The sequence below is a fragment of the Xanthomonas sp. D-99 genome (genome assembly GCF_017746145.1).
In the GTDB taxonomy this organism is placed as follows: domain Bacteria; phylum Pseudomonadota; class Gammaproteobacteria; order Xanthomonadales; family Xanthomonadaceae; genus Xanthomonas; species Xanthomonas cissicola.
On record NZ_JAGHWU010000014.1, the window covers coordinates 148,144 to 168,397 of the forward strand.

18 protein-coding genes, 1 tRNA gene and 1 pseudogene are annotated in these 20,254 nt (G+C 65.1%); 11 read left to right on the forward strand and 9 right to left on the reverse strand.

Going from position 1 to position 20,254, the window contains the following annotated elements; genetic code table 11:
* Positions 1 to 11 precede the first annotated feature (11 nt).
* Positions 12 to 1,217: an imidazolonepropionase gene (gene hutI, locus J7360_RS07005; protein ID WP_022559596.1), complete on the reverse strand. Its 1,206-nt coding sequence runs from the start codon at positions 1,215 to 1,217 to the stop codon at positions 12 to 14.
* Between the two features lie 60 nt (positions 1,218 to 1,277).
* Between hutI and J7360_RS07010 the strand changes: the two genes are divergently transcribed.
* The 3 genes and pseudogenes from J7360_RS07010 (at position 1,278) to hutC (ending at position 3,701) form a co-directional block, all read left to right on the forward strand.
* Positions 1,278 to 2,648: a formimidoylglutamate deiminase gene (locus tag J7360_RS07010; RefSeq protein WP_057663722.1), complete on the forward strand. Its 1,371-nt coding sequence runs from the start codon at positions 1,278 to 1,280 to the stop codon at positions 2,646 to 2,648.
* Positions 2,649 to 2,731: 83 nt separating this feature from the next.
* A pseudogene (locus J7360_RS21630) lies at positions 2,732 to 2,935 on the forward strand (hypothetical protein).
* Between the two features lie 28 nt (positions 2,936 to 2,963).
* Positions 2,964 to 3,701 carry a histidine utilization repressor gene (gene hutC / locus J7360_RS07015; protein WP_007966331.1) on the forward strand — a complete coding sequence of 246 codons (738 nt, stop codon included), beginning with the start codon at positions 2,964 to 2,966 and terminating at the stop codon, positions 3,699 to 3,701.
* Between the two features lie 183 nt (positions 3,702 to 3,884).
* Here hutC and J7360_RS07020 read toward each other — a convergent pair whose 3' ends face one another.
* The 3 genes from J7360_RS07020 to J7360_RS07030 form a co-directional block, all read right to left on the reverse strand.
* Positions 3,885 to 4,883 carry a restriction endonuclease gene (locus tag J7360_RS07020; protein ID WP_209033534.1) on the reverse strand — a complete coding sequence of 333 codons (999 nt, stop codon included), beginning with the start codon at positions 4,881 to 4,883 and terminating at the stop codon, positions 3,885 to 3,887.
* Positions 4,884 to 5,429: 546 nt separating this feature from the next.
* Positions 5,430 to 5,987, reverse strand: coding sequence for a phasin family protein (locus tag J7360_RS07025; RefSeq protein ID WP_007972454.1), 558 nt, complete (start codon positions 5,985 to 5,987; stop codon positions 5,430 to 5,432).
* A gap of 162 nt (positions 5,988 to 6,149) precedes the next feature.
* Positions 6,150 to 6,425: a polyhydroxyalkanoic acid system family protein gene (locus J7360_RS07030; protein ID WP_008576246.1), complete on the reverse strand. Its 276-nt coding sequence runs from the start codon at positions 6,423 to 6,425 to the stop codon at positions 6,150 to 6,152.
* 237 nt (positions 6,426 to 6,662) lie between these two features.
* Here J7360_RS07030 and J7360_RS07035 point away from each other — a divergent pair, with 237 nt between their 5' ends.
* Positions 6,663 to 7,472 carry an FHA domain-containing protein gene (locus tag J7360_RS07035; RefSeq protein ID WP_022559593.1) on the forward strand — a complete coding sequence of 270 codons (810 nt, stop codon included), beginning with the start codon at positions 6,663 to 6,665 and terminating at the stop codon, positions 7,470 to 7,472.
* Here J7360_RS07035 and msrQ read toward each other — a convergent pair.
* Both msrQ and msrP read right to left on the reverse strand, forming a co-directional pair.
* Complete coding sequence (gene msrQ, locus J7360_RS07040; protein ID WP_033481360.1) at positions 7,414 to 8,070, reverse strand: protein-methionine-sulfoxide reductase heme-binding subunit MsrQ; 657 nt, start codon at positions 8,068 to 8,070, stop codon at positions 7,414 to 7,416. The two genes, J7360_RS07035 and msrQ, sit on opposite strands and share 59 nt — an antisense overlap.
* 124 nt (positions 8,071 to 8,194) lie before the next feature.
* The gene (gene msrP / locus J7360_RS07045; protein WP_057663730.1) at positions 8,195 to 9,163 is read right to left on the reverse strand and encodes a protein-methionine-sulfoxide reductase catalytic subunit MsrP; all 969 of its coding nucleotides are present in this window, start codon (positions 9,161 to 9,163) and stop codon (positions 8,195 to 8,197) included.
* Between the two features lie 177 nt (positions 9,164 to 9,340).
* Here msrP and serC point away from each other — a divergent pair, with 177 nt between their 5' ends.
* From serC to aroA, 3 genes are all read left to right on the forward strand, one after another.
* A complete protein-coding gene (gene serC / locus J7360_RS07050; RefSeq protein WP_007964067.1) occupies positions 9,341 to 10,426 on the forward strand; it encodes a 3-phosphoserine/phosphohydroxythreonine transaminase in 1,086 nt (361 codons plus the stop codon).
* 84 nt (positions 10,427 to 10,510) lie between these two features.
* Complete coding sequence (gene pheA, locus J7360_RS07055; RefSeq protein WP_007964068.1) at positions 10,511 to 11,719, forward strand: prephenate dehydratase; 1,209 nt, start codon at positions 10,511 to 10,513, stop codon at positions 11,717 to 11,719.
* Positions 11,720 to 11,841: 122 nt separating this feature from the next.
* Positions 11,842 to 13,164 (forward strand): 3-phosphoshikimate 1-carboxyvinyltransferase, encoded by a 1,323-nt coding sequence (aroA, locus tag J7360_RS07060; RefSeq protein ID WP_057663733.1) that lies wholly within the window; start codon positions 11,842 to 11,844, stop codon positions 13,162 to 13,164.
* 326 nt (positions 13,165 to 13,490) lie between these two features.
* On the opposite strand, the gene J7360_RS07065 is transcribed toward aroA, so the two are convergent.
* Positions 13,491 to 13,958, reverse strand: coding sequence for an energy transducer TonB (locus J7360_RS07065; RefSeq protein WP_209033540.1), 468 nt, complete (start codon positions 13,956 to 13,958; stop codon positions 13,491 to 13,493).
* 356 nt (positions 13,959 to 14,314) lie between these two features.
* Positions 14,315 to 14,977, reverse strand: a complete 663-nt coding sequence (locus J7360_RS07070; RefSeq protein ID WP_042805225.1) for an energy transducer TonB — start codon at positions 14,975 to 14,977, stop codon at positions 14,315 to 14,317.
* 111 nt (positions 14,978 to 15,088) lie between these two features.
* On the opposite strand from J7360_RS07070, the gene serS reads away from it, so the two are divergent.
* Positions 15,089 to 16,369 (forward strand): serine--tRNA ligase, encoded by a 1,281-nt coding sequence (gene serS / locus J7360_RS07075; protein ID WP_007969978.1) that lies wholly within the window; start codon positions 15,089 to 15,091, stop codon positions 16,367 to 16,369.
* 325 nt (positions 16,370 to 16,694) lie between these two features.
* On the opposite strand, the gene J7360_RS07080 is transcribed toward serS, so the two are convergent.
* The gene (locus tag J7360_RS07080; protein ID WP_209033536.1) at positions 16,695 to 17,279 is read right to left on the reverse strand and encodes an FMN-dependent NADH-azoreductase; all 585 of its coding nucleotides are present in this window, start codon (positions 17,277 to 17,279) and stop codon (positions 16,695 to 16,697) included.
* Positions 17,280 to 17,379: 100 nt separating this feature from the next.
* Here J7360_RS07080 and J7360_RS07085 point away from each other — a divergent pair, with 100 nt between their 5' ends.
* The 3 genes from J7360_RS07085 (at position 17,380) to J7360_RS07095 (ending at position 20,253) form a co-directional block, all read left to right on the forward strand.
* Positions 17,380 to 18,396 (forward strand): LysR family transcriptional regulator, encoded by a 1,017-nt coding sequence (locus tag J7360_RS07085; protein ID WP_057659681.1) that lies wholly within the window; start codon positions 17,380 to 17,382, stop codon positions 18,394 to 18,396.
* Between the two features lie 356 nt (positions 18,397 to 18,752).
* Positions 18,753 to 18,842 (forward strand) — tRNA-Ser (locus J7360_RS07090).
* Between the two features lie 85 nt (positions 18,843 to 18,927).
* The gene (locus J7360_RS07095; RefSeq protein ID WP_244667777.1) at positions 18,928 to 20,253 is read left to right on the forward strand and encodes a site-specific integrase; all 1,326 of its coding nucleotides are present in this window, start codon (positions 18,928 to 18,930) and stop codon (positions 20,251 to 20,253) included.
* Position 20,254 lies beyond the last annotated feature (1 nt).

Here is a 20,254-nt window from a genome sequence, read left to right on the forward strand (position 1 = left end):
CGACTCCGGAGTCAGCACAGATGCCCGCGCCAGACGCGGGCATGAAGAGGATTGAAGCCCATGCGATAGACCAGATCGGCCGGCGCATCGATGTTCCAGATCGCCAGGTCGCAGTCCATGCCGGCGCGCAACTGGCCCAGGCGCTCGCTGCGCCCGAGCGCACGCGCAGCCTCGCGGGTGAACCCGGCGATGCATTCGTCCACGGTCATGCGGAACAACGTCGCCGCCATGTTCATCGCCAGCAGCGGGCTTGTCAGTGGCGAGGTGCCCGGGTTGCAGTCGGTGGCCAGCGCCAGCGGCACGCCGGCCGTGCGCAGCGCGGCGATCGGTGGCAGCTGGGTATCGCGGGTGAAGTAGAACGCGCCTGGCAACAGCACTGCCACCGTGCCGGCAGTGGCCATCGCCGCAACGCCGGCCTGGTCCAGGTACTCGATGTGATCGGCCGACAACGCGCCGTAGCGTGCGGCCAGTTCGGCGCCGTGCTGGTTGCTCAATTGTTCGGCGTGGATCTTGATGCGCAAACCATGCGCTTGCGCCGCGATGAAGACCTGTTCGGCCTGCGCCTGCGAGAACGCCAGATGCTCGCAGAACACGTCCACGGCCTCGGCAAGCCCTTGCGCTGCGATCGCCGGAATCATCTGCGTGCAGACCTGGTCGATGTAGTGCTGCGCCTGCCCGCCAGGCGGCACGGCATGCGCGCCCAGGAAGGTCGGCACCACTTCAACGTTGCGCAGCGCGGCGAGCTGGCGCGCCACGCGCAGCTGCTTGATTTCATCGTCCAGCGTGAGCCCGTAGCCGGACTTGATTTCCAGCGTGGTCACGCCTTCGGCCAGCATCGCATCCAGGCGCGGCAGGCTGGCGGCCAACAGTGCTGCATCGTCGGCGGCGCGGGTGGCGCGCACCGTTGCCACGATGCCGCCGCCGGCTGCGGCGATGTCGGCATAGCTGGCGCCGCGCAGGCGCTGCTCGAACTCATTGGCCCGATTGCCGGCATACACCAGATGCGTGTGGCAATCGATCAGGCCGGGGCTGATCCAGCGGCGCTGGCAGTCGTGCGCACTGTCCGGCTGCAGAGCGGGCGCCTGTGCGGCCGCGCCGGCATAGACGATATGGCCGTGCCGGCAGGCGACGATGCCATCGTCCACGATGCCCAGGCCGCCAGCGGCCGCATCCAGGGTCATCAGTTGCGCGTTGTGCCACAGAACGTCGCAATGCATGGCGCAGGCTCGTGGTGTCTGATATGTATATACAATAGATTCGGCGAGCGAGGGTGTCCAGTGGCAGATCAACAGATGCAGGTGTTCTGGGCCGCCCGGGCATTGTTGCCCGACGGCTGGGCGAGCGGCGTTCGGATCGAGGTCGTGCAGGGCCGCATCGGCGCGGTGCAGGTCGATGCACCTGCTGCCCTCACCGACACGCGTTGCGACGTCGTGTTGCCTGGCCTGGGCAACCTGCATAGCCATGCCTTTCAGCGCGGCATGGCGGGGTTGACCGAAGTCGGCGGGCGCAGCGGCGACAGCTTCTGGAGCTGGCGCGAACTGATGTACCGCTTCGTCGACCGGCTCGACCCGGACAGCCTGCAGGCGATCGCCGAGCAGGCCTATGTGGAAATGCTCGAAAGCGGCTTCACCCGGGTCGGCGAATTCCATTACCTGCACCACGCGGCGAGCGGTGCGCCGTATGCGCAGGCCGGCGAAATGTCAGAGCGCATTGCCGCTGCTGCCGCCAGCACCGGCATCGGACTCAGCCTGTTGCCGGTGTTCTATGCGCACTCGGATTTCGGTGGTGCTGCCCCCAGCCCGGCGCAACGCCGTCTGATTCACGACGTCGACGGCTTCGCGCGCTTGCTGGACGACTGCAGACACAGCCTGAAAGCGCTGCCGGACGCGGTGCTCGGGCTGGCGCCGCACAGCCTGCGCGCGGTCACTCCGCAGCAACTGGCGGCGCTGGTGCCGCTAACCGATGGCCCCATCCATCTGCATATCGCCGAGCAACAGCGTGAAGTGGACGCCTGCCTGGCCTGGTCCAGGCAGCGCCCGGTGCAGTGGCTGCTGGCCAACGCGCCGGTGGATGCGCGCTGGTGCCTGGTGCACGCCACGCATGTGGATGCGCGCGAATTGCAGGCGATTGTTACCAGCGGCGCGGTGGTCGGGCTGTGCCCGATCACCGAGGCGAACCTGGGCGATGGCGTGTTCCCGATGCAGGCCTTTGCTGCTGCGGGCGGGAGTTTTGGAGTGGGTTCGGATTCGAATGTGCTGATCGATGCGGCCGAAGAACTGCGCCTGCTCGAGTACGGCCAGCGCCTGACGCTGCAGGCGCGCAATGTATTGGCACAAGGGCCAGTCTCCAGCGGGCGTTGGCTCTACGGTCAGGCCGGCATCGGTGCCGCGCAGGCGCTGGGCGTGGCGCACACCGGTATCCGTACCGGCGCAGCGGCCGATCTGATCGAACTGGACACCGCGCATCCGGCCTTGCTGGCGCGCAGCGACGACGCCTTGCTGGACAGCTGGCTGTTTGCCGCGCGGGCCACCGCGGTGCGCAACGTCTGGCGCGGTGGGCGCTGGGTGGTGCGCAACGGGCAGCATGTCGACCGCGCCCGTATCGCCACACGGTTTGCCGCGGTGTTGCGCAGCCTGCTGGGCCAGTGATATTGGCCATCGCACGGTGGCAAGAGTGGCCAGGTGGATGCCCAACGGTGCGCAGAAGTCGTGGTGTACGCTTACACCTGCCGATGACGGGCCCCGGCCGCACCGCCAGTGGCTGCGCCTGAGCCGCTTCAAACGGATGCGCGCGCAGTGCTGGCTCCTGGAGCCGCTGCAGAGACAGCAGCGGCGGCGGTGCAGGTGCATGCAATGCCCCCGTCCATGCAGCGTGCATGGTGCATGCCGCAACGTGCTGCTGGCGCACGCTGCCGACCATGTGGCATGCCGATTGAATAGCCGCTCTTTCCGGAGACCCGCGCTTTGAACGCCATCACCACCATCGTGCCTGGCACCTTGCATCAGCGCATCCGCCAGGATCTGGAACAACGCATCCATAGCGGCGACTGGCCGCCCGGGCACCGCGTGCCGCCCGAGCACGAGTTGATGGCGCAGTACGGCTGCTCGCGCATGACCGTGAACAAGGTGCTCGGCCTGCTGGCCGATGCCGGCATGATCGAACGCCGCCGCCGTACCGGTTCGTTCGTGGCACGGCAGCACCCGCATCTGGAACAGGTGGCGCTTTCGATCCCGGACATCGAAGTGGAAATGACCACGCGCGGCCATGCGTACCGGTTCTCTTTGTTGTCGCGGCAGCTGCGCAACGTGCGGCAGCGCGTGCCGCAGGAACGTGCGCTGGGCAGCACCGGCAAGGTACTGGAATTGCAGAGCGTGCACCTGGCCGACGGCCGCCCGTTTGCGCTGGAGCACCGCGTGATCGATATCGGCACCGTGCCCGACGCATTGGACCAGCCGTTCACGGAGGTCGCGCCGGGCAGCTGGCTACTGCGCAACGTGCCATGGACGCGCGCCGAGCACCGCATCAGCGCTGCCAGTGCCGACGCCGCGCAGGCCGAGCAGCTCCAGGCGGACGATGGCGCGGCCTGCCTGGTGATCGACCGCCACACCTGGCGCGGCGACCTGCCGGTCACCTACGTGCGCCAGATGTTTCTAGGCGGGTCGTACGATCTGGTGGCGCGGTTCGCGCCGGGGCTGCGCTGAGGTGACGTCGGCAGGCGACGGACGCGCTACCGCAGCGTTCAAGTTGCCGGCGATTGTTGGCTGCACGGTTATCGGCCGTATCGAAGTCGCACGCCAAGATGGCGGCGACTGCGCTTCACGATCAGGTGCCCGGCTGAGCAGGCCAAGCCACGCGGCACCATGACAGCCGCCAACGCGCCAGGATCAGATCGTGCTGCACTGACGCCAGCGCACCGGCTCGGCGGTGCCGGGGCGCGGGTTGAGCTGCACGCGCACCGTGCGCAGGTAGGGGTGGCGTTCCAGCTCGCGGCAAATCAGCGGCCATGCCGCGCTGTCTTCCACCGTCCGGTCCACTACCAGGGTCGCCTGGGTCAGCCAGATGCCGCGCACCAGCCCCGGGGTCTGCGCCAGCGCCTTGGAGACCTCGCGCTGATAGCCCTGAATGGTGGCCGCATCCGGTTCTGCGCCTGGTGCCGGCGCTGCCGCGGGCGCCGCAGTGGGTGAAGGCCCCGGCTGAGCGGTACTGGCGGAAGGCGTAGCCGCAGCAATCACGCGAGCCGGTGCGGGAACAGGTGAAGACACCGCAGTGCGCGGCGTAGCCGGCGTCGGAGCCGGCGGGCGCAGCGTCAGCACCGCCATGACTGCCAGCGTCGCCAGCGCGGCACCGGCGATGATGCTGTGGCGGATCGCGCGGCGGCGCGCCGCACCGACCACGCCGGCTTCCACGTCGCCAGGCAGATAAGGTTTGAGCAGCGGCCACAGACGCACACCGTCCAGCACTTCGATCGATTGTTTCTCCGCGGCGGCGATACCTTCGCGCTCCATGCGGCCTTCGGTGACCATCACGCCGCCGTTGGCGCCGGCCAGCCGCGCCATCGCACCGAGCTCGTTCACTGCCGCCACGCCGATGCGATAACCGCGCCCGTGCTTGCAGGCCACCAGCCGGGTGCCGTGCTCGGTCTGCATCATGAAATCGGCGGTGGGCAGGCCATCCTGCGGCAACTGCGTGGGCTGCCATCCGCGTTGATCCTGTAGAACGCGCAGCACCACGGCGGAAAAATCGCGCCAGTGCATGATGGCCAGCGCACGGACGCCTTCATGCACTTCATTGGCGCGTCGTCGCACTAGCCAAAGATAGGCAGACACGGCCAGCCAGAGCAGCAGTGCAGCCACGGGCGCCAGAATCCAGGAAGGCATGAGCATCAAGCAATGGCGCGTATAACGAATCGTGCGTGTAGAAGAATCCTTCGCGAAAGATTCGTCAATGGATCATGCGCGGCGATGTCGCGAGCCGTGATCCAGATAGCGAAAGACCCGCCAGTCCGAAGCCGTGAGGGGAGGGGAGCAAACGGACTTCGTAACGCAGGACTGGCGGGTCCTCCCCGATTGTCTAAAAAATCATGCTGCTTTGCAACATCGGGGCATAGGGCTGCTTCGAAGCGCTAAGGTCCTGATTTCAAAGGCTATGCGGACCCGGCTCGCCTCCTGGCTGCACGTCGAACCATCGCCAATGCCGGGCTGCCGCTTCGGCAAACGCACCACAGGGCAATTGCCCGCACCCGGTCAGGTGGCGCAGCCGGTGACACCGATCGAGTGGCTGGGGCTACCACGCTGGCACGCATGTCGCAGCGTAGTCTGCGCACCTGCACCTGCACCTGCACCTGCACCTGCGTCAGCGATGACTGTACTCACCGTCTCGGGCGACAACCGCGCTGTCCCATGACAGCGCGGTCGCTTTCACCGCTGCGCTTATTCCGGGTCGAACGCACCGGGGGTGCCGGACGACGATGCCGCCCCGGCACCCGCGCCGCCACCGGTCGTCTCGCTGGCAGCCTGCGCCGCCTGGTTGGCGGTGCGGTTGGCACGCTTGGTGGCGGCCGTATTTGCGCGGACCTGGGCCTTCAGCGACTCGACCTCGCGCCGCAGGTTTTCCAATTCTTCCTGCTCGGGAATGTTGAGCGTGCGCAGGACACCCTTCACGCGTTCGTCGAAGGCCTTGCCCAGTTTGTCCCAGCCGCGCACCGCGGTATCGCGTGCCTGCTCGAACTGGGTTTCCACCTCTTCGCGCAATTCATCCACGCTCTCCGCCGCCCTGCGCTGACCGGTGCGCTCATACGCGGCGCCTTCGCGCACCAGCGAGTCGAACAGCTTGCTGCCTTCGTTCTGCACGCGCCCGAGCGCGCCCAGGCCGGCAAGCCACACGGTCTGAGCCGATTCGCCAAGCCGGCGCGAGATCTGTTCCGCCTGCGCCTGGAAGCCCTGGGCCGCGTTGCCGCGGTTACCGTTCTGATCGTATCCGGTCGTCATGCGATGCTCCTGTAGGTTGCCAACGTGACATTGCGTTCACCCTAGTGCCGACCCTGCATCGGGCAGGTGAAGCAGTGCCCGATCAGACGTACTGAAAGCATCTACCCGCACGCGCCCGAGCAGGTGACTTGACGCTGAAGCAGCGCAGCGCCGACCGCACGATCAGGCGAGTTTTTCGGCCAGCAGGCGCCGGATTTCCGATTCCACCATCGGCTGGACGGCCGACAGCAAAAAGCCGAGCTCGGCGGTGACGTGCACTTGCTGCGGCAGCAGCGCGATCGCCCCGTCCACGCCGGCACGTGCGATGCGCAAGGTATCGCCTTCCCAATGCGACGCGACGCCGTAGCGGTCGGTCAGCTTGCGCGCCGCCTCGTCGATGGCCGCGCGGGCCTGGGCCGGCGTCAAGGAATGGTCGTGGCGGATATCGATGCTGGACATGGGTGCGATGGGTCATGCGAAAAGTGAGGGCGCATTGTGCGCATGTGCGGGCCGGGCTCCAAGTGCGGCCACGCGTGGCGTTGCTGTCGATGTCAGACACGCGGGTCTGCGAGCTGCTGCCGCGGCGCCTGCTCAGCCGATGGCAGCGCGATCCTGCGCGCGCTCGGCAGCGAGCCAGCAGCTCCGATCACCCCTGGATGGCCGCGCATTGGGGGCAAACCTGCTAGGCTGCGGCGGGTGCGCGACCTGCAAGTTCATTTCACCCACCGGCAGCAGCCGGATCATTCCCTCAAGCCCGGCGTCCACCGGATCGTCCGTCATGCCTCCGGCAGCGTGCGGGTGGTCGGCGATGCGCAGGGCGCATTGCTGTTGGCGCAGTTCTGCCTGGACCAACGCGGCCTGTGGCTGCAGGTAGCCAACGGAATCCGCGGTATTCATGTCAATGGGCGTCCGGTGCGTCGCATGGCGTTGCTGCGTGCGGGCGATGCGATCTATGCCGATGGCGTGGAAATGCTGTTGCGCAGTGCCCCGTCCAGTGCGCCGGCCAACGATATCCACGACGACACGGCCAGTCTCGGCGAGGTCTGCCTGCTGTTGCGCGGCATAGGCGGGCGCCATCACGGTCGCAGTTTTACCCTGGATCGCGCGCGTCTGGTCGGCAGCGATGCCGCCGCCGATATCGTCATCGACGACCCGGCATTCGCGGCGCAGCACGCCCGTCTGGAACGGCACGGCGACCGTGTCCTGATCCGCGATCTGGGTTCGGAAGAGGGGAGCTGGATCAATGGCGTCCAGGTGCGCGACGGCTGGCTGCAGGCTGGCGATCAGGTCGTCTTCGATGCGCGTCACCGCTTCGTGGTGGAAGTGCCGCGGACGCACCACAGCACCACCTGGGATCTGCCCGATACCGAGCCCCTGCCGCCGCCGCGCGCCGTTGCGGAGCCGACGCGCGCACCGGTGAAGGTGGCACGCTGGCCCTGGTTGCTGCTCAGCGCGGTGTTGCTGGCGGCGGCGTTGAGCGCCTTGCTGTGGTTCGGCGCGCGCTGAGTTTTTTCCAGACGCGCCAGCCCAGCAACACCGCAAGAATGCCGGCGTACAAGGCCGGCTCGCGGATATCGGATTTCACCAGCCACCAGAAGTGCAGCACGGCCAGCAGGCCGACCGGGTAGATCAGCATGTGCAGGCGGCCCCAGTTGCGCTTGAGCCGACGCATCCACCCCTGGGTGGAGGTGATCGCCAGCGGCATCAGCAACAACCACGCCGCAAACCCCACCGTGATGTAGGGGCGTTTGAGGATCTCCTCGAAAATCTGCGTCCAGAAGCCGCGCAGGTCCAACGTGAGGTAGGCCGCCAGGTGCACGGTGGCGTAGAAGAACGCGTACAGGCCCAGCATGCGGCGGAAGCGGATCACCACTGCCTGCCCGGTGAGTTGGCGCAACGGCGTGATCGCCAACGTGATCAGCAAGAAGCGCAGCGCCCACAGCCCGGTGCGGTGTTCGATCTCGGCCACCGGGTCGGCGCCCAGCGCGTCGCTGCCGCTTTGCCACACCTGCCAGAATTGCCAGCCGAGCAGGGCGATGGGCGCCAGCGCCGCGGCATGCACCAGCGTCTTGGCAGCGATCACGGACGTGGATGTCTTGGCCATGCGAACTCGAAGAAGGAACGATGCTGAAGCGTAGGAGCGCGCCCGGGCGCGACTGGCTTTGTTGGTCATGCCCGTCGCGCCCGGGTGCGCTCCTACGCCGGGTCGGTGCCAGATTGTGTGTTGCCTAAAACCACTTCTTCAGATCCATGCCCGCATACAACGAAGCGACCTGATCGGCATACCCGTTGAAGGGCTTTGTCGCGATGCGCTCGGCAAACAGCTTGCTGGCGGTGCCGGCAATGCGGCGTTCGGTCTTCTGGCTCCAGCGCGGGTGGTCTACCGCTGGATTGACGTTGGAAAAGAAGCCGTATTCGGAAGGTTGCAGATCGTGCCAGGCGGTCTCGGGCATTTTTTCGACGAAACGGATTTCCACGATCGATTTGATGCTCTTGAAGCCGTACTTCCACGGCACCACCAGGCGCAATGGTGCGCCGTTCTGCTGCGGCAGCGGCTTGCGGTACAAACCAGTGGCCAGCAGGGTCAGCGGATGCATCGCCTCGTCGATGCGCAAGCCTTCGCGATATGGCCAGTTGATCGAACGGTAGCGCACGCCCGGCATCTGTTGCGGGTCGGCCAGGGTGGTGAATGCCACGTACTTGGCCTTGGAGGTCGGCGCGAAGCGCTTGAGTACCTCGCCCAGCGGCACGCCCGTCCACGGGATCACCATCGACCAGCCTTCCACGCAGCGCAGCCGGTAGATGCGTTCTTCCGACGCGATGCCCTTGAGCAGTTCGTCCAGCGACAGGCTGCCGGGCTTCTCGCATTCGCCGCCCACCTTCACCGTCCAAGGCGACAGCTTCAAGGTCTTGGCCGCCTTGGACGGATCGGTTTTGTCGGTACCGAACTCGTAGAAGTTGTTGTAGCTGGTGACGTCTTCCAGCCGGGTCAGGTCCTCGGCAGTGCGAAACCCGCTGCGCGCCTGCGCTGGCGTCACCACGGTCTTGGGCGGCGGCGGCGGGTCGGCCTCGGCGCACCCGGCCACGCCCAGCGCGGGGGTGAAGGCAAACAACTGCAGCAGCCGGCGACGGTCGCGGTAAACGGACTCATCGGTGATCTCGCTGGACGGCAAGTGGAAAGCATCGCGAAACGACATGGCAGGCTCCGGCAGTGGCTGCAGCGGTAAGAGTAACGAACCAGGACACAAGTTCGCCTTGGCGCATCGCTACGTTACGTCAGGCTCAGTCAAAAGGATGCAGCTGCAACTTTTTTTGTCCGCTGCCAAGCCCGATGCGCTGCGGCATACTAGAAGGCTAGCTCGACAAGGTATGCCATGACACGCGCGTTCAATTTCAGTGCCGGCCCTGCCACATTGCCGGAATCGGTCCTGCGCCAGGCGCAGGCAGAGATGGTCGAGTGGAACGGCATTGGCGCCTCGATCGTGGAAATCAGCCACCGCAGCGCCGATTTCATGGCGGTGGCCGCTGCCGCCGAAGCCGATCTGCGCAGTTTGTTGTCGATTCCCGACGACTATGCGGTGCTGTTCACCGCCGGTGGCGCCACCACCATCCAGGCGCTGCTGCCGCTGAATTTTGCCGCGCCCGGCCAGGCGGCCGACTATGTGATCACCGGGCATTGGGGCAAGACGGCGATCAAGCAGGCGGCCACATACGTGGATGCGCGCATCGCCGCCGACGCGCAGGCCGAGGGCTTCGTCGACATTCCCCCTGCGGCCAGCTGGACCTTGTCGCCGCATTCGGCCTACGTGCACATCACCGCCAACGAGACCATCCATGGCGTCGAATTTCGCGACACGCCGGACGTGGGCACGCTGCCGTTGTTTGCCGACTTCAGTTCGTCGATCGCCTCCGAGCCGCTGGATATTTCGCGCTACGGCCTGATCTACGCCGGCGCACAGAAGAATCTTGGTCCGGTCGGCATTTCGGTGGTGATCGTGCGGCGCGATCTGCTGGAGCGTGCCGGGCAACCGCGTGCGGACATCTTCAATTACGCCTCGCATGTCGCGCGCGATTCGATGCTCAACACCCCGCCAACCTGGAACTGGTATCTGCTCGGGCTGACCGTGAAGTGGATGCTGGAGCAGGGCGGAGTGCAGGAGTTTGCGCGCCGCAATGCAGAGAAGGCCGCGCTGGTGTACGGCGCCATCGATGGTTCCGGCGGCTTCTATCGCAACCTGATCAAACCGGCAGTGCGTTCGCGCATGAACATCCCGTTCTTTCTGCCGGACGAGCAGCTGGATGCGCTGTTCGTCAGCGAATCCAAGGCAGCCGGGCTGCTCGCATTGAAGGGTCACAAGGCAGTCGGTGGCATTCGTGCGTCGCTGTACAACGCGATGCCGGTGGCGGGCGCGCAAGCGCTGGCCGCGTTCATGCACGACTTCCAGCAGCGTCACGGCTGAGTCTTTATTTACCTGCGGCGTCTGCCGCGCAGGGCGCGTGCGCTGCCAGCGCACATGTGCCGCCATTTTTAGGAATGCCCAGCAATGGCCCCCAAGTCCAACAAGCCCACGGCCGCCACAGGCGGCAACAAAAAGCCGACCAAGACAGCGGCCAATGCTTCAGGCAGCAAGCCTGCAAACACGCCGGCTGAAAAGGCCGCGATCAAGACCACCGCGCCGGTGCTGGCCGATGTGCGTGCCAAGATCGACGAGATCGACCGCAATATCCAGGCGCTGATTGCCGAGCGCGCCAACTTTGCGCATCAGGTCGGCAAGGCCAAGGGCAAGCTTGCGGCGGCGGTGGATTACTACCGCCCCGAGCGCGAGGCGCAGGTGCTGCGCATGGTGGTGGACCGCAACGAGGGCCCGCTCAGCGACGAAGTGCTGGTGCACGTCTACCGCGAAATCATGTCGGCGTGCCTGGCTCAGCAGGAGCCGCTGAAGATCGGTTATCTCGGCCCGGAAGGCACCTTCAGCCAGCAGGCGGTGCTCAAGCATTTCGGCCGCTCGGCGGTGGGCTTGCCGATGGCGACCATCGAAGAGGTGTTCCAGGAAGTGGAAGCAGGCAACGCCGACTTCGGCGTGGTGCCGGTGGAAAATTCGGGGCAGGGCACCATCCAGGTCACCCTGGACATGTTCCTGACCTCCAACCTGAAAATCTGCGGGGAAGTCGAGCTGCGCGTGCATCAATACCTGCTCTCGCGCAACGGCCGGCTGGAAGATATTGAACGCATCTACGCGCATTCGCAGTCGTTCGCGCAGACCGCGGGTTGGTTGCGCTCGCATTTGCCCAAGGTGGAAAAGATCGCAGTGTCCAGCAACGCCGAAGGCGCACGCCGCGCACGCAATGCTGAAGATGCCGCGGCCATCGGCGGCGAAAGCGCAGCGCATGTGTATGGCTTGAAGAAAGTCATCATGAAGTCGATCGAGGACGACGACGACAACACCACGCGCTTCCTGGTGATCGGGCGGCAGATCTTTCCTTCGTCCGGGCACGACCGCACGTCGGTGCTGGTGTTCATTCACGACAAGCCGGGCGCGTTGTTCGACGTGCTCAGCCCGTTCGCACGCCATGGCATCAGCATGAACCGCATCGAATCGCGGCCCTCGCATCAGGCCAAGTGGGAATATGGCTTCTTCATCGATCTGATCGGCCATGTCGAAGACGATGCGATGAAGCAGGCGCTGGCCGAACTGAAAGCGCACTCGGCGCAGATCAAGGTGCTGGGTTCGTATCCGGTGGCCATTCCCTGAGCATCGAGGCTCGATACGACAATCCATGCCGGCGCGCCGCGACTTTGTATTGACGGCAGCGCCGCACCCTTCTTCAAGCGCATCGTCGGCGTTGGCGATGCCGCAGCCATCGGATTACATGCATGAGCAGCAGCACGCACCACTGGATTGCCCGACGCGGCACCGCACTGCAGGGCAGCCTGGCCATTCCGGGCGATAAGTCGGTTTCGCACCGCGCGGTCATGTTCGCCGCGCTCGCCGACGGCGTTTCGCAGATCGATGGGTTTCTTGAAGGCGAAGACACGCGCTCTACCGCCGCCATTTTCGCCAAGCTGGGCGTGCGCATCGAAACGCCGTCGGCGTCGCAGCGCATCGTGCACGGTGTGGGTGTGGAGGGTCTGCAGGCGCCGACCGAGGTGCTGGATTGCGGCAATGCCGGCACCGGGATGCGTCTGTTGGCCGGCCTGTTGGCTGCGCAGCGCTTCGACAGCGTATTGGTGGGCGATGCGTCGTTATCCAAGCGTCCGATGCGGCGCGTGACCGGCCCGCTGGCGCAGATGGGCGCGCGGATCGAGACGCAGGACGACGGCACGCCGCCATTGCACGTGCACGGTGGGCAGGCGCTGCACGGCATTGATTTCGTCTCGCCGGTTGCCAGTGCGCAGGTCAAGTCTGCGGTGCTGCTGGCTGGTCTCTATGCGCAGGGCGAGACCTCGGTGACCGAGCCGCATCCCACCCGCGACTACACCGAGCGCATGCTGTCGGCGTTCGGCGTGGAGATCGATTTTTCGCCTGGCAAGGCCCGTCTGCGCGGTGGACAGCGTCTGCGCGCGACCGATATCGCAGTACCTGCAGATTTTTCGTCGGCTGCGTTCTTCATCGTCGCGGCCAGCATCGTTCCCGGCTCGGAAGTGGTGCTGCGCGCGGTCGGATTGAATCCACGCCGCACCGGGTTACTGGCCGCGTTGCGCCTGATGGGCGCGGAGATTGGCGAAGAGAACCATGCCGAACACGGCGGTGAGCCAGTCGCCGATCTGCGCGTGCGTTACGCGCCATTGCGCGGTGCGCAGATTCCCGAAGCGCTGGTGCCGGACATGATCGACGAGTTCCCGGCCTTGTTCGTGGCTGCCGCTGCAGCGAGCGGGCAGACCGTGGTGACCGGCGCCGCCGAATTGCGGGTCAAGGAGTCCGATCGCTTGGCGGCGATGGCCACCGGCCTGCGCACGCTTGGCGTACAGGTCGACGAAACGCCGGATGGTGCCACCATCCATGGCGGCAGCATCGGCAGCGGCGTGATCGAAAGTCATGGCGACCATCGCATTGCCATGGCGTTCGCCATTGCCGGCCAGCTATCCACGGGCCAGGTGCAGGTGAACGACGTGGCGAATGTGGCGACCTCGTTCCCGGGCTTCGACTCCCTGGCACAGGACGCTGGATTCGGGCTGGAAACTGCCGTGCATCGGTAACGCGTCTGTTCGCCGACGAGTGGCTTGGACTTTACAGGGTGCGGAAGGCTGGCCCTAAGACTGCGGCCGTTCGCGAGTCTGGCAAATGACAGGCCTGTCGTAGTTTCCACTGCACGGTGGATGTGCGGGCTTTCTGCATCCCCCTTCGACGGCGGGCTTGCTGGTAGACGCGATCCTGATGCGAAATCAAGATCCCCGTTGATTTGCAGGGAAACGCGTACCTGTCGGCGTAATGCGCAGAAGGTTCTGCCAGCGAGTCAGGAGTCAAACGACGCGCCGCGACATCGCCACCGTTGAGGCAAAGAGCCGCAGCGCCGAGCAAGTCCTCAACGCTGCGCGGTGAACTCCACCGGCACCTGCACGCTGCTCACCACCGCATGGCCGTCGCGCGTGGCGGGCTCGAAGCGCCACCGACGCAAGCTCTCCAGGACCGCTGCATCCAGTCGCGGATCATCACTCCCGCTTCGGTCGACGATGGTCACATCGCTCACCCGGCCCTGCACATCCAGTTGCAAACGGGCGGTGCGGCTGCCCTGGATGCCGGCATGCGCCACCGCGGCCGGGTAGTTCGGCATCGCGTTGCCCGGAAGTGGCTTGGCCTCGACGCTGCTGAGGGCTGGGCGAGCAGGCTGGTGCCCCACCATCGTCATCGCGCGCGGGCCGTCGGTCGTCGGCAGGATCTGCCGACTTTCCGCCGGCAGCGGCCGCGTATCGGGAGCGAATGACTCATCGCTGTGGCGTGCCCACCACCAGCAGGGTACCACGATGAGCAGCGCCACCAACGTTGCCCACATCCAGGGCGAAGCGCCGTCGCTGACCACGTTCTGCTGCCGCTCCTCGGGCCGCCGGCCGTGTTGCGGCAACGACGACGGGTGAGCGGATGAAGGATTCGAAGTGACGGACATGGCCGGCCTCCTGGCGCATCTGGGGATGACGGGACCAGTCTGGTTGGCGGTACCTGAGGGAGAGCTAAGGCGGCCGGTGTAGGAAGCGCTAGAGCTTGCCGGATGTTCAGCTTAGTCAAGCTGACCTTGCGGCGCGGTTAAACAGCATGGTGCTTCCGGCTGCGGAGCGTTAACAATGCTTGCTATTTCAGGCCTGGATACGCGCAACGCCGCGACAAGCACAAGCCGCGGAGAGGGCGCTGCGTTTACTGCGCAGGCTTGAACTCGAATGGGATGTCCATGCTGCCAGCGACCGGCTGACCATTGCGCTGCGCCGGATGGAAGCGCCAGTGCCGCACCGCTTCCATGGCCGCGCGGTCCAGATCGCGCGAGCCGCTGCGCTGCACCAGGGTCACGCCGCCGGGATTGCCGGCGGCATCCACGTCGACCCGCACCACCACATCGCCGGCATCGCCGCGACGCAGCGCAGCGGGCGGGTAGCGGGGCGGCGGCATCTGGCCCTGGATCGGCACCGGGCGATCGCCGCCAGCGACCGGTGCGTTGACCGGCATGGCGCTGCCAGCAGCGCCTGGCACCGCATTTTCCGGCAGCGGCGTCGGAGCGGGTGGGGCCGGTGGCGCGGTGTCCACCAGGGTGGGGGTTTCGGCTGGCGGCTTGGCCTGCGGCATGTCGCTGGCACCGTCCTGGGCCGGCAACGGCGCCGGCAGCGGCGCAATGGTGTCGTCGGTCTGCGCGCCTGCGGTCGGCTGCGCTGGCGAGGCTTTATAGAAGTCGTCCTTGCGGCCGGTGGCCCAGACCAGCAGGAACAGCAGCAGACCGGCAGCGAAGGCGATGCCGGCGATTTTCAGCGTGTGGCGGGGCAGACGCAGAACGATAGGGCGATCGGACGCAGGACGGGGCGCGGGCATAGGGCTCACCTGAAGAATCGCCGCAATTCTGGCATAGCCGTAGTGAATCGATCGCAGCAGGTGGCGGAACAGGCGATAATCTCGCGCTATTCCACTGACGCACATATTCCGATGCTAGATCCGGCCCTGCTTCGCCAACACCCCGCCGACCTTGCCGAGCGCCTGCGCAGCACGCGCGGTTTCTCCCTGGACACTGCGGAACTGGAGTCGCTGGAGAGCGAGCGCAAGCGTATCCAGGTGCGCACGCAGGAACTGCAGAGCCAGCGCAATTCCAAATCCAAGGCGATCGGGCAGGCCAAGGCCAAGGGCGAAGATGTGGCTGCGCTGATGGCCGAAGTGGCCGGGTTCGGCGATGAGCTCAAGGCATCCGAAGACGCGCTGGATGCGATTCGCGCCAAGCTCGAAGGCATCGCGCTTGGCCTGCCCAATCTGCCGGCCGAGGATGTGCCGCTTGGCAAGGACGAGAGCGAGAACCTCGAGCAATCGCGTTGGGGCACGCCGCGTCAGTTCGATTTCGCCGTCAAGGACCATGTGGAACTCGGTGCGCCGCACGGCTGGTTGGATGGCGAAACGGCAGCCAAGTTGTCGGGTGCGCGGTTCACCGTGCTGCGTGGTCCGGTCGCGCGTCTGCACCGTGCGCTTGCGCAGTTCATGCTGGACCTGCATGTGGGCGAGCACGGTTACGAAGAAACCAACGTGCCGCTGCTGGTCAATGCCGATTCGATGCGCGGCACCGGTCAGCTGCCGAAATTCGAAGACGATTTGTTCCAGACCGACGTGGGCGAGTCGCGCCGTTATCTGATCCCCACCTCCGAAGTGCCGCTGACCAATATCGTGCGCGAGGAGATCATCGACGCCGAGCGTCTGCCATTGCGCATGACGGCGCATTCGATGTGTTTCCGGGCCGAAGCCGGCAGTGGTGGCCGCGATACCCGCGGCATGATCCGCCAGCACCAGTTCGAAAAGGTGGAGCTGGTCACCGCCTGCGCGCCGGAAGACAGCGATGCCGAGCATCAGCGCATGACGCGCTGCGCCGAGGTGGTGCTGGAACAACTCGGACTGCCGTATCGCAAGGTGTTGCTGTGCACCGGCGACATGGGTTTTTCCGCGATCAAGACCTACGATCTGGAGGTGTGGTTGCCGTCGCAGAACACCTATCGCGAAATTTCGTCCTGCTCCAATTGCGGCGATTTCCAGGCGCGGCGCATGCAGGCGCGCTGGCGCAACCCGGTCAGCGGCAAGCCGGAGTTGCTGCACACGCTCAACGGCTCGGGCACTGCCGTGGGACGCGCGATGATCGCGGTCATGGAGAATTACCAGAACGCCGATGGCTCGATCGATGTACCGCAGGTGCTGCGTCCGTACATGGGCGGGATCGAGCGGATCGGCTGAGCGCTGCGAACAGAGAAGACGGTGCTCATCTCCGCGCGCGCGGGCTGTGTTCGGTGCGCATATAGCATTTGGGCACTGCGGTTGCCCGGCTAGATCCACGCCCATCAAACACGTGCTCGCTACGTTTTAGTAGCCGCCACAAATGAGAGTGTCGAGTGCAGTGTGGGATCTCTGGCGAGAACCGTTCCAGGACGTTTGATCGCGAGCTTCTTTGCTATTGGAAATTGACGCAAAAAAAGCGGGACCAGCGATGGTCCCGTTTCTCTTGCACGGCATGTCGCACCCGTATCGACCTTTCGATGCAGCACTGCATCACGCCGACTGTTTAGGCGCTAACATCAACCTCTTCTTCCTCACCCAGCCCGGCCAGCGCCGAGGCCAATGCATCGGCGCGATGCTGCGGCGAATACGCCACGCCCTCTGCGCGCACGAAGCGGATGTCGTCGATGCCCAGGAAGCCCAATACCTGGCGCAGATACGGCTCCTGAAAATCGTTCGTGGGATCGGCATATAGGCCACCACGCGCGCTGGCAATGATGACGCGCTTGCCGCCGGCCAGGCCTTCCGGACCATTGGCGGTGTAATGGAAGGTGCGCCCGGCCACCGCTATGCGATCGATCCAGGCCTTGAGTGTGGAGGGGATGGCGAAGTTGTACATCGGTGCGCCAATCACTATGACGTCGGCTTGCAGGAACTGCTGCATCACCGCTTCGGCGGCCGCGGCCTCTGCCGGATCGGTCTGCGCCAGCGTCTGCGCGCTCAGATGCGGAATCGGGTCGCGGTCGAGGTCGCGATACGCCACGTCCACCTCGGGATGGAGCCGGCGCTGCTGCTCCACGACGGCGGCGCTGAGCACGCGGCTGACGGAATTGGCGCCGAGCGCGCTGGAATCGAGGTGCAGCAGTTTCATGACGGTGACCTGTGGCAAGCGGCAGCGCCGCGGAGGTGTGCAGGCTAGGTCGTTGCTCTGTTGGAATAAAGGTGATTAAATATCACGTATCGTTCTATCCATGGATACATGCGCCATGCACGACCTGAATGACCTGTATTACTTTGCGATGGTGGTGGATCACGGCGGCTTTGCCGCTGCCGAGCGTGCGCTTGGCATCCCCAAATCGCGCCTGAGCCGACGCATCAGCCAGCTCGAGACCGACCTGGGCGTGCGCCTGTTGCAGCGCTCCACGCGCCGTTTCGCGGTGACCGACGTCGGCACCAGCGTGCACCGGCATGCGCAAACCATGCTCGCCGAGGCCCAGGCCGCGCGCGAGGTGGTGGATCGTCTCAGCGCCGAGCCGCGCGGTCTTGTACGTGTGAGCGTTCCTGTCTCGCTTGCGCAGATCCAGTTGCCCAAGTTGTTGCCGGAATTTTTGGCCAAGTATCCCAAGGTGCGGCTGCAGCTCAATATCAGCAATCGCCGCGTTGATGTCATCAACGAGGGCTACGACGTTGCGCTACGCGTGCGCTCGCGCCTGGACGACGATGGCAGCCTGGTGATGCGCAGCTTCGGCCAGGTCCAGGAACTGCTGGTTGCCAGCCCCAAATACCTGGATCGCGCCGGGCGCCCCAAGGACCCCAGCGAGCTGGCCAACCACACCACCATGAGCACCAGCGAAGACGAAGCGCACCAGCGCTGGGAGCTGCACGGCCCGAACGGCGAAATGCGCCGCGTCGACCTGCAGCCACGCCTGGCCGGCTTCGACTTCCCGCTGCTGCAGTCGATGGCGCGCGACGGCTTCGGCATCACCATGCTGCCGGAAACCGTGTGCGCCGAAGCGGTGCGGAGCGGCGAGCTGGAAGTGGTGTTGCCGCACTGGTCGCTGCCGCAGGGCATCTGCCATGCCGTGTTCGCCTCACGTCGCGGCTTGCTGCCGGCGGTACGGGTGTTCATCGACTTCCTGGCCGAACACCTGCCACAGGAAATCGAACGCTCGCGCCTGGATTGCGGCGGCAATTGCGCCGAACTGGCGGAAAAGCTCAAGCGTGCCGCCGGCACGGCGCCGCGCCTGGCGGTGGCCGAAGCAGGCTGAGCGTCCGTGACGAAGCTGGCAAGGCCTAGGTTGGCTGGCATGCTGTCTGGCAGTGCCCTGGCTGCTCAGCAGTCGGTTCGCGTCAGATGTCCGGCCGGTTGCGTGTGTGCTCAGACGCCGTCGGCCGACAACACCATAGCAGCCGAGCAGCATGCGCGGTGCAGCACGCTGCGCCGGCCAACGGCGGCGGTGCCACTGAGCAAAACGCGCCCGGGCATGCGAGAATGCGCGCCCGGGAGCAATCCTGGGAGAGCGGGCCGCACAGGATGTTCGTGCGGCCACAGCCAGGTCCACCCGCGCAGGGCGGGTCGCCCGCGTGACATCCGATGCCTTCGGCAGTCACGCGCAGCAGCATCGGAGAGATGGCCGAGCGGTCTAAGGCACCGGTCTTGAAAACCGGCGAAGGGTCAAACCTTCCGTGGGTTCGAATCCCACTCTCTCCGCCATATCTCATATAAATCAATGACTTACATTGGTTTTTGATGAGAAATGGAGGTCTGGTGCAGGACACAAATCGGGACACATCTCCCGATGCGCATTCCTCATCACCTCGTTCGATCCTCCTCCGGCCATTGGTCCTTCCGCCAACGCGTTCCCATTGATCTGCAATCGGTCTTGGGTCGCAAGGTCATCAAGCACACCCTCCACACGAAAGAACTGCCTAGCGCGCGATTGCGCGCTTTGATGCTTGCCTCAGGCTATGCTCAGGCCTTCGACGTGTTGAGGGATCGACGTGTGGATAGGCTTGGCAAGAAGGACATGGATGCGCTGGTCGAACGCCTGAGCCAGGGCGCATCGCTTCGCGATTTGACCTTGCATCGAACACAAGCGCCGGATGGCACGATCAGCGAACGCTGGCAGATCGACAACGACGAAGATCTGCGCCTATTCCGCAAGAACCAGACCTGGGCCAATGCCGCTGAGGTCGCCGCCATCGGCGCGCTGGACCTCAGGGATCCTGTTCAACCTCAGCCCGGCCGGCGCCAGGTCGCCCAGGCCATTGCTTTGGACAAGGCTAGGGATGGGTGGCTTGCGTCAATTCAAAGCCGCACGCTCCCCAAGACCTACATGATCAAAAAGACGGCCATCGAGTCGTTGGTGGCTTTTCTCGGCACCAAGACCAAGCTCCACGGCGTCACCCGGACAGATCTGGCGCACTGGTATCAGCACTTGCGCGACAAGGGCGCTTCCACCCCGACCCTGATGAACAAGCAAAGCTATGTGGGTGGGAAGGGCGGGTTTTTCGATTGGGCCATTGCCTCAGGTTATTACCCCAAGGGCGACAACCCGGCATCAGGCCATGTGAGCTATCCGCAACGGGAAAAGCGCGCTCGTCGCAAACTCGGCTTCAAGGCCTATGACCGAGCGCAAATCGAAGCAATCTTCTCGCCGGTCAACTTCCCAAGACTTTCCCCGAACGCTCGTTGGGCCGCTCTCATTGGCCTTTACACAGGGGCGCGTGCTTCCGAGGTCGGGCAGCTGCTGGTGGCGGATGTATTCAAAGAGGACGAGATCCTTTGCATCCGGATTTCTGACGAGGGAGAGCATCAAAAGGTCAAGACAGAAGTCAGTCTGCGCACGGTGCCGATCCATCCCGAGCTACTGGCGCTTGGGTTTTGGAACTGGGTGGAAAGCCGAAGAGCTGCTGGTCACCAGCGCTTGTTCCCGCAGGCCAAAGCAGATGCCATGAACGGGCAAGGGAACTGGATCACGAAGGCATTTAGCCGCTATCTGGGCGAGATCGGCAAAGACTGGCCTAAGGCCAAGCGTGGGTTTCACTCCTTGCGGAAGACCTTCATCCAAGAGCTGCAAGGCCTGGGTGTGTCGTCAGAGCTGCGTTGTCACCAGCACTTTTAAT

Coding starts and splice junctions, on each gene's coding strand:
- hutI (WP_022559596.1), bottom strand. CDS start 1,217: ATGCATTGCGACGTTCTGTGGCACAACGCGCAACTGATGACCCTGGAT.
- J7360_RS07020 (WP_209033534.1), bottom strand. CDS start 4,883: ATGCTCATGCCTTCCTGGATTCTGGCGCCCGTGGCTGCACTGCTGCTC.
- J7360_RS07025 (WP_007972454.1), bottom strand. CDS start 5,987: ATGACGACCGGATACGATCAGAACGGTAACCGCGGCAACGCGGCCCAG.
- J7360_RS07030 (WP_008576246.1), bottom strand. CDS start 6,425: ATGTCCAGCATCGATATCCGCCACGACCATTCCTTGACGCCGGCCCAG.
- msrQ (WP_033481360.1), bottom strand. CDS start 8,070: ATGGCCAAGACATCCACGTCCGTGATCGCTGCCAAGACGCTGGTGCAT.
- msrP (WP_057663730.1), bottom strand. CDS start 9,163: ATGTCGTTTCGCGATGCTTTCCACTTGCCGTCCAGCGAGATCACCGAT.
- serC (WP_007964067.1), top strand. CDS start 9,341: ATGACACGCGCGTTCAATTTCAGTGCCGGCCCTGCCACATTGCCGGAA.
- pheA (WP_007964068.1), top strand. CDS start 10,511: ATGGCCCCCAAGTCCAACAAGCCCACGGCCGCCACAGGCGGCAACAAA.
- aroA (WP_057663733.1), top strand. CDS start 11,842: ATGAGCAGCAGCACGCACCACTGGATTGCCCGACGCGGCACCGCACTG.
- J7360_RS07065 (WP_209033540.1), bottom strand. CDS start 13,958: ATGTGGGCAACGTTGGTGGCGCTGCTCATCGTGGTACCCTGCTGGTGG.
- J7360_RS07070 (WP_042805225.1), bottom strand. CDS start 14,977: ATGCCCGCGCCCCGTCCTGCGTCCGATCGCCCTATCGTTCTGCGTCTG.
- serS (WP_007969978.1), top strand. CDS start 15,089: ATGCTAGATCCGGCCCTGCTTCGCCAACACCCCGCCGACCTTGCCGAG.
- J7360_RS07080 (WP_209033536.1), bottom strand. CDS start 17,279: ATGAAACTGCTGCACCTCGATTCCAGCGCGCTCGGCGCCAATTCCGTC.
- J7360_RS07085 (WP_057659681.1), top strand. CDS start 17,380: ATGGATACATGCGCCATGCACGACCTGAATGACCTGTATTACTTTGCG.
- J7360_RS07095 (WP_244667777.1), top strand. CDS start 18,928: ATGCGCATTCCTCATCACCTCGTTCGATCCTCCTCCGGCCATTGGTCC.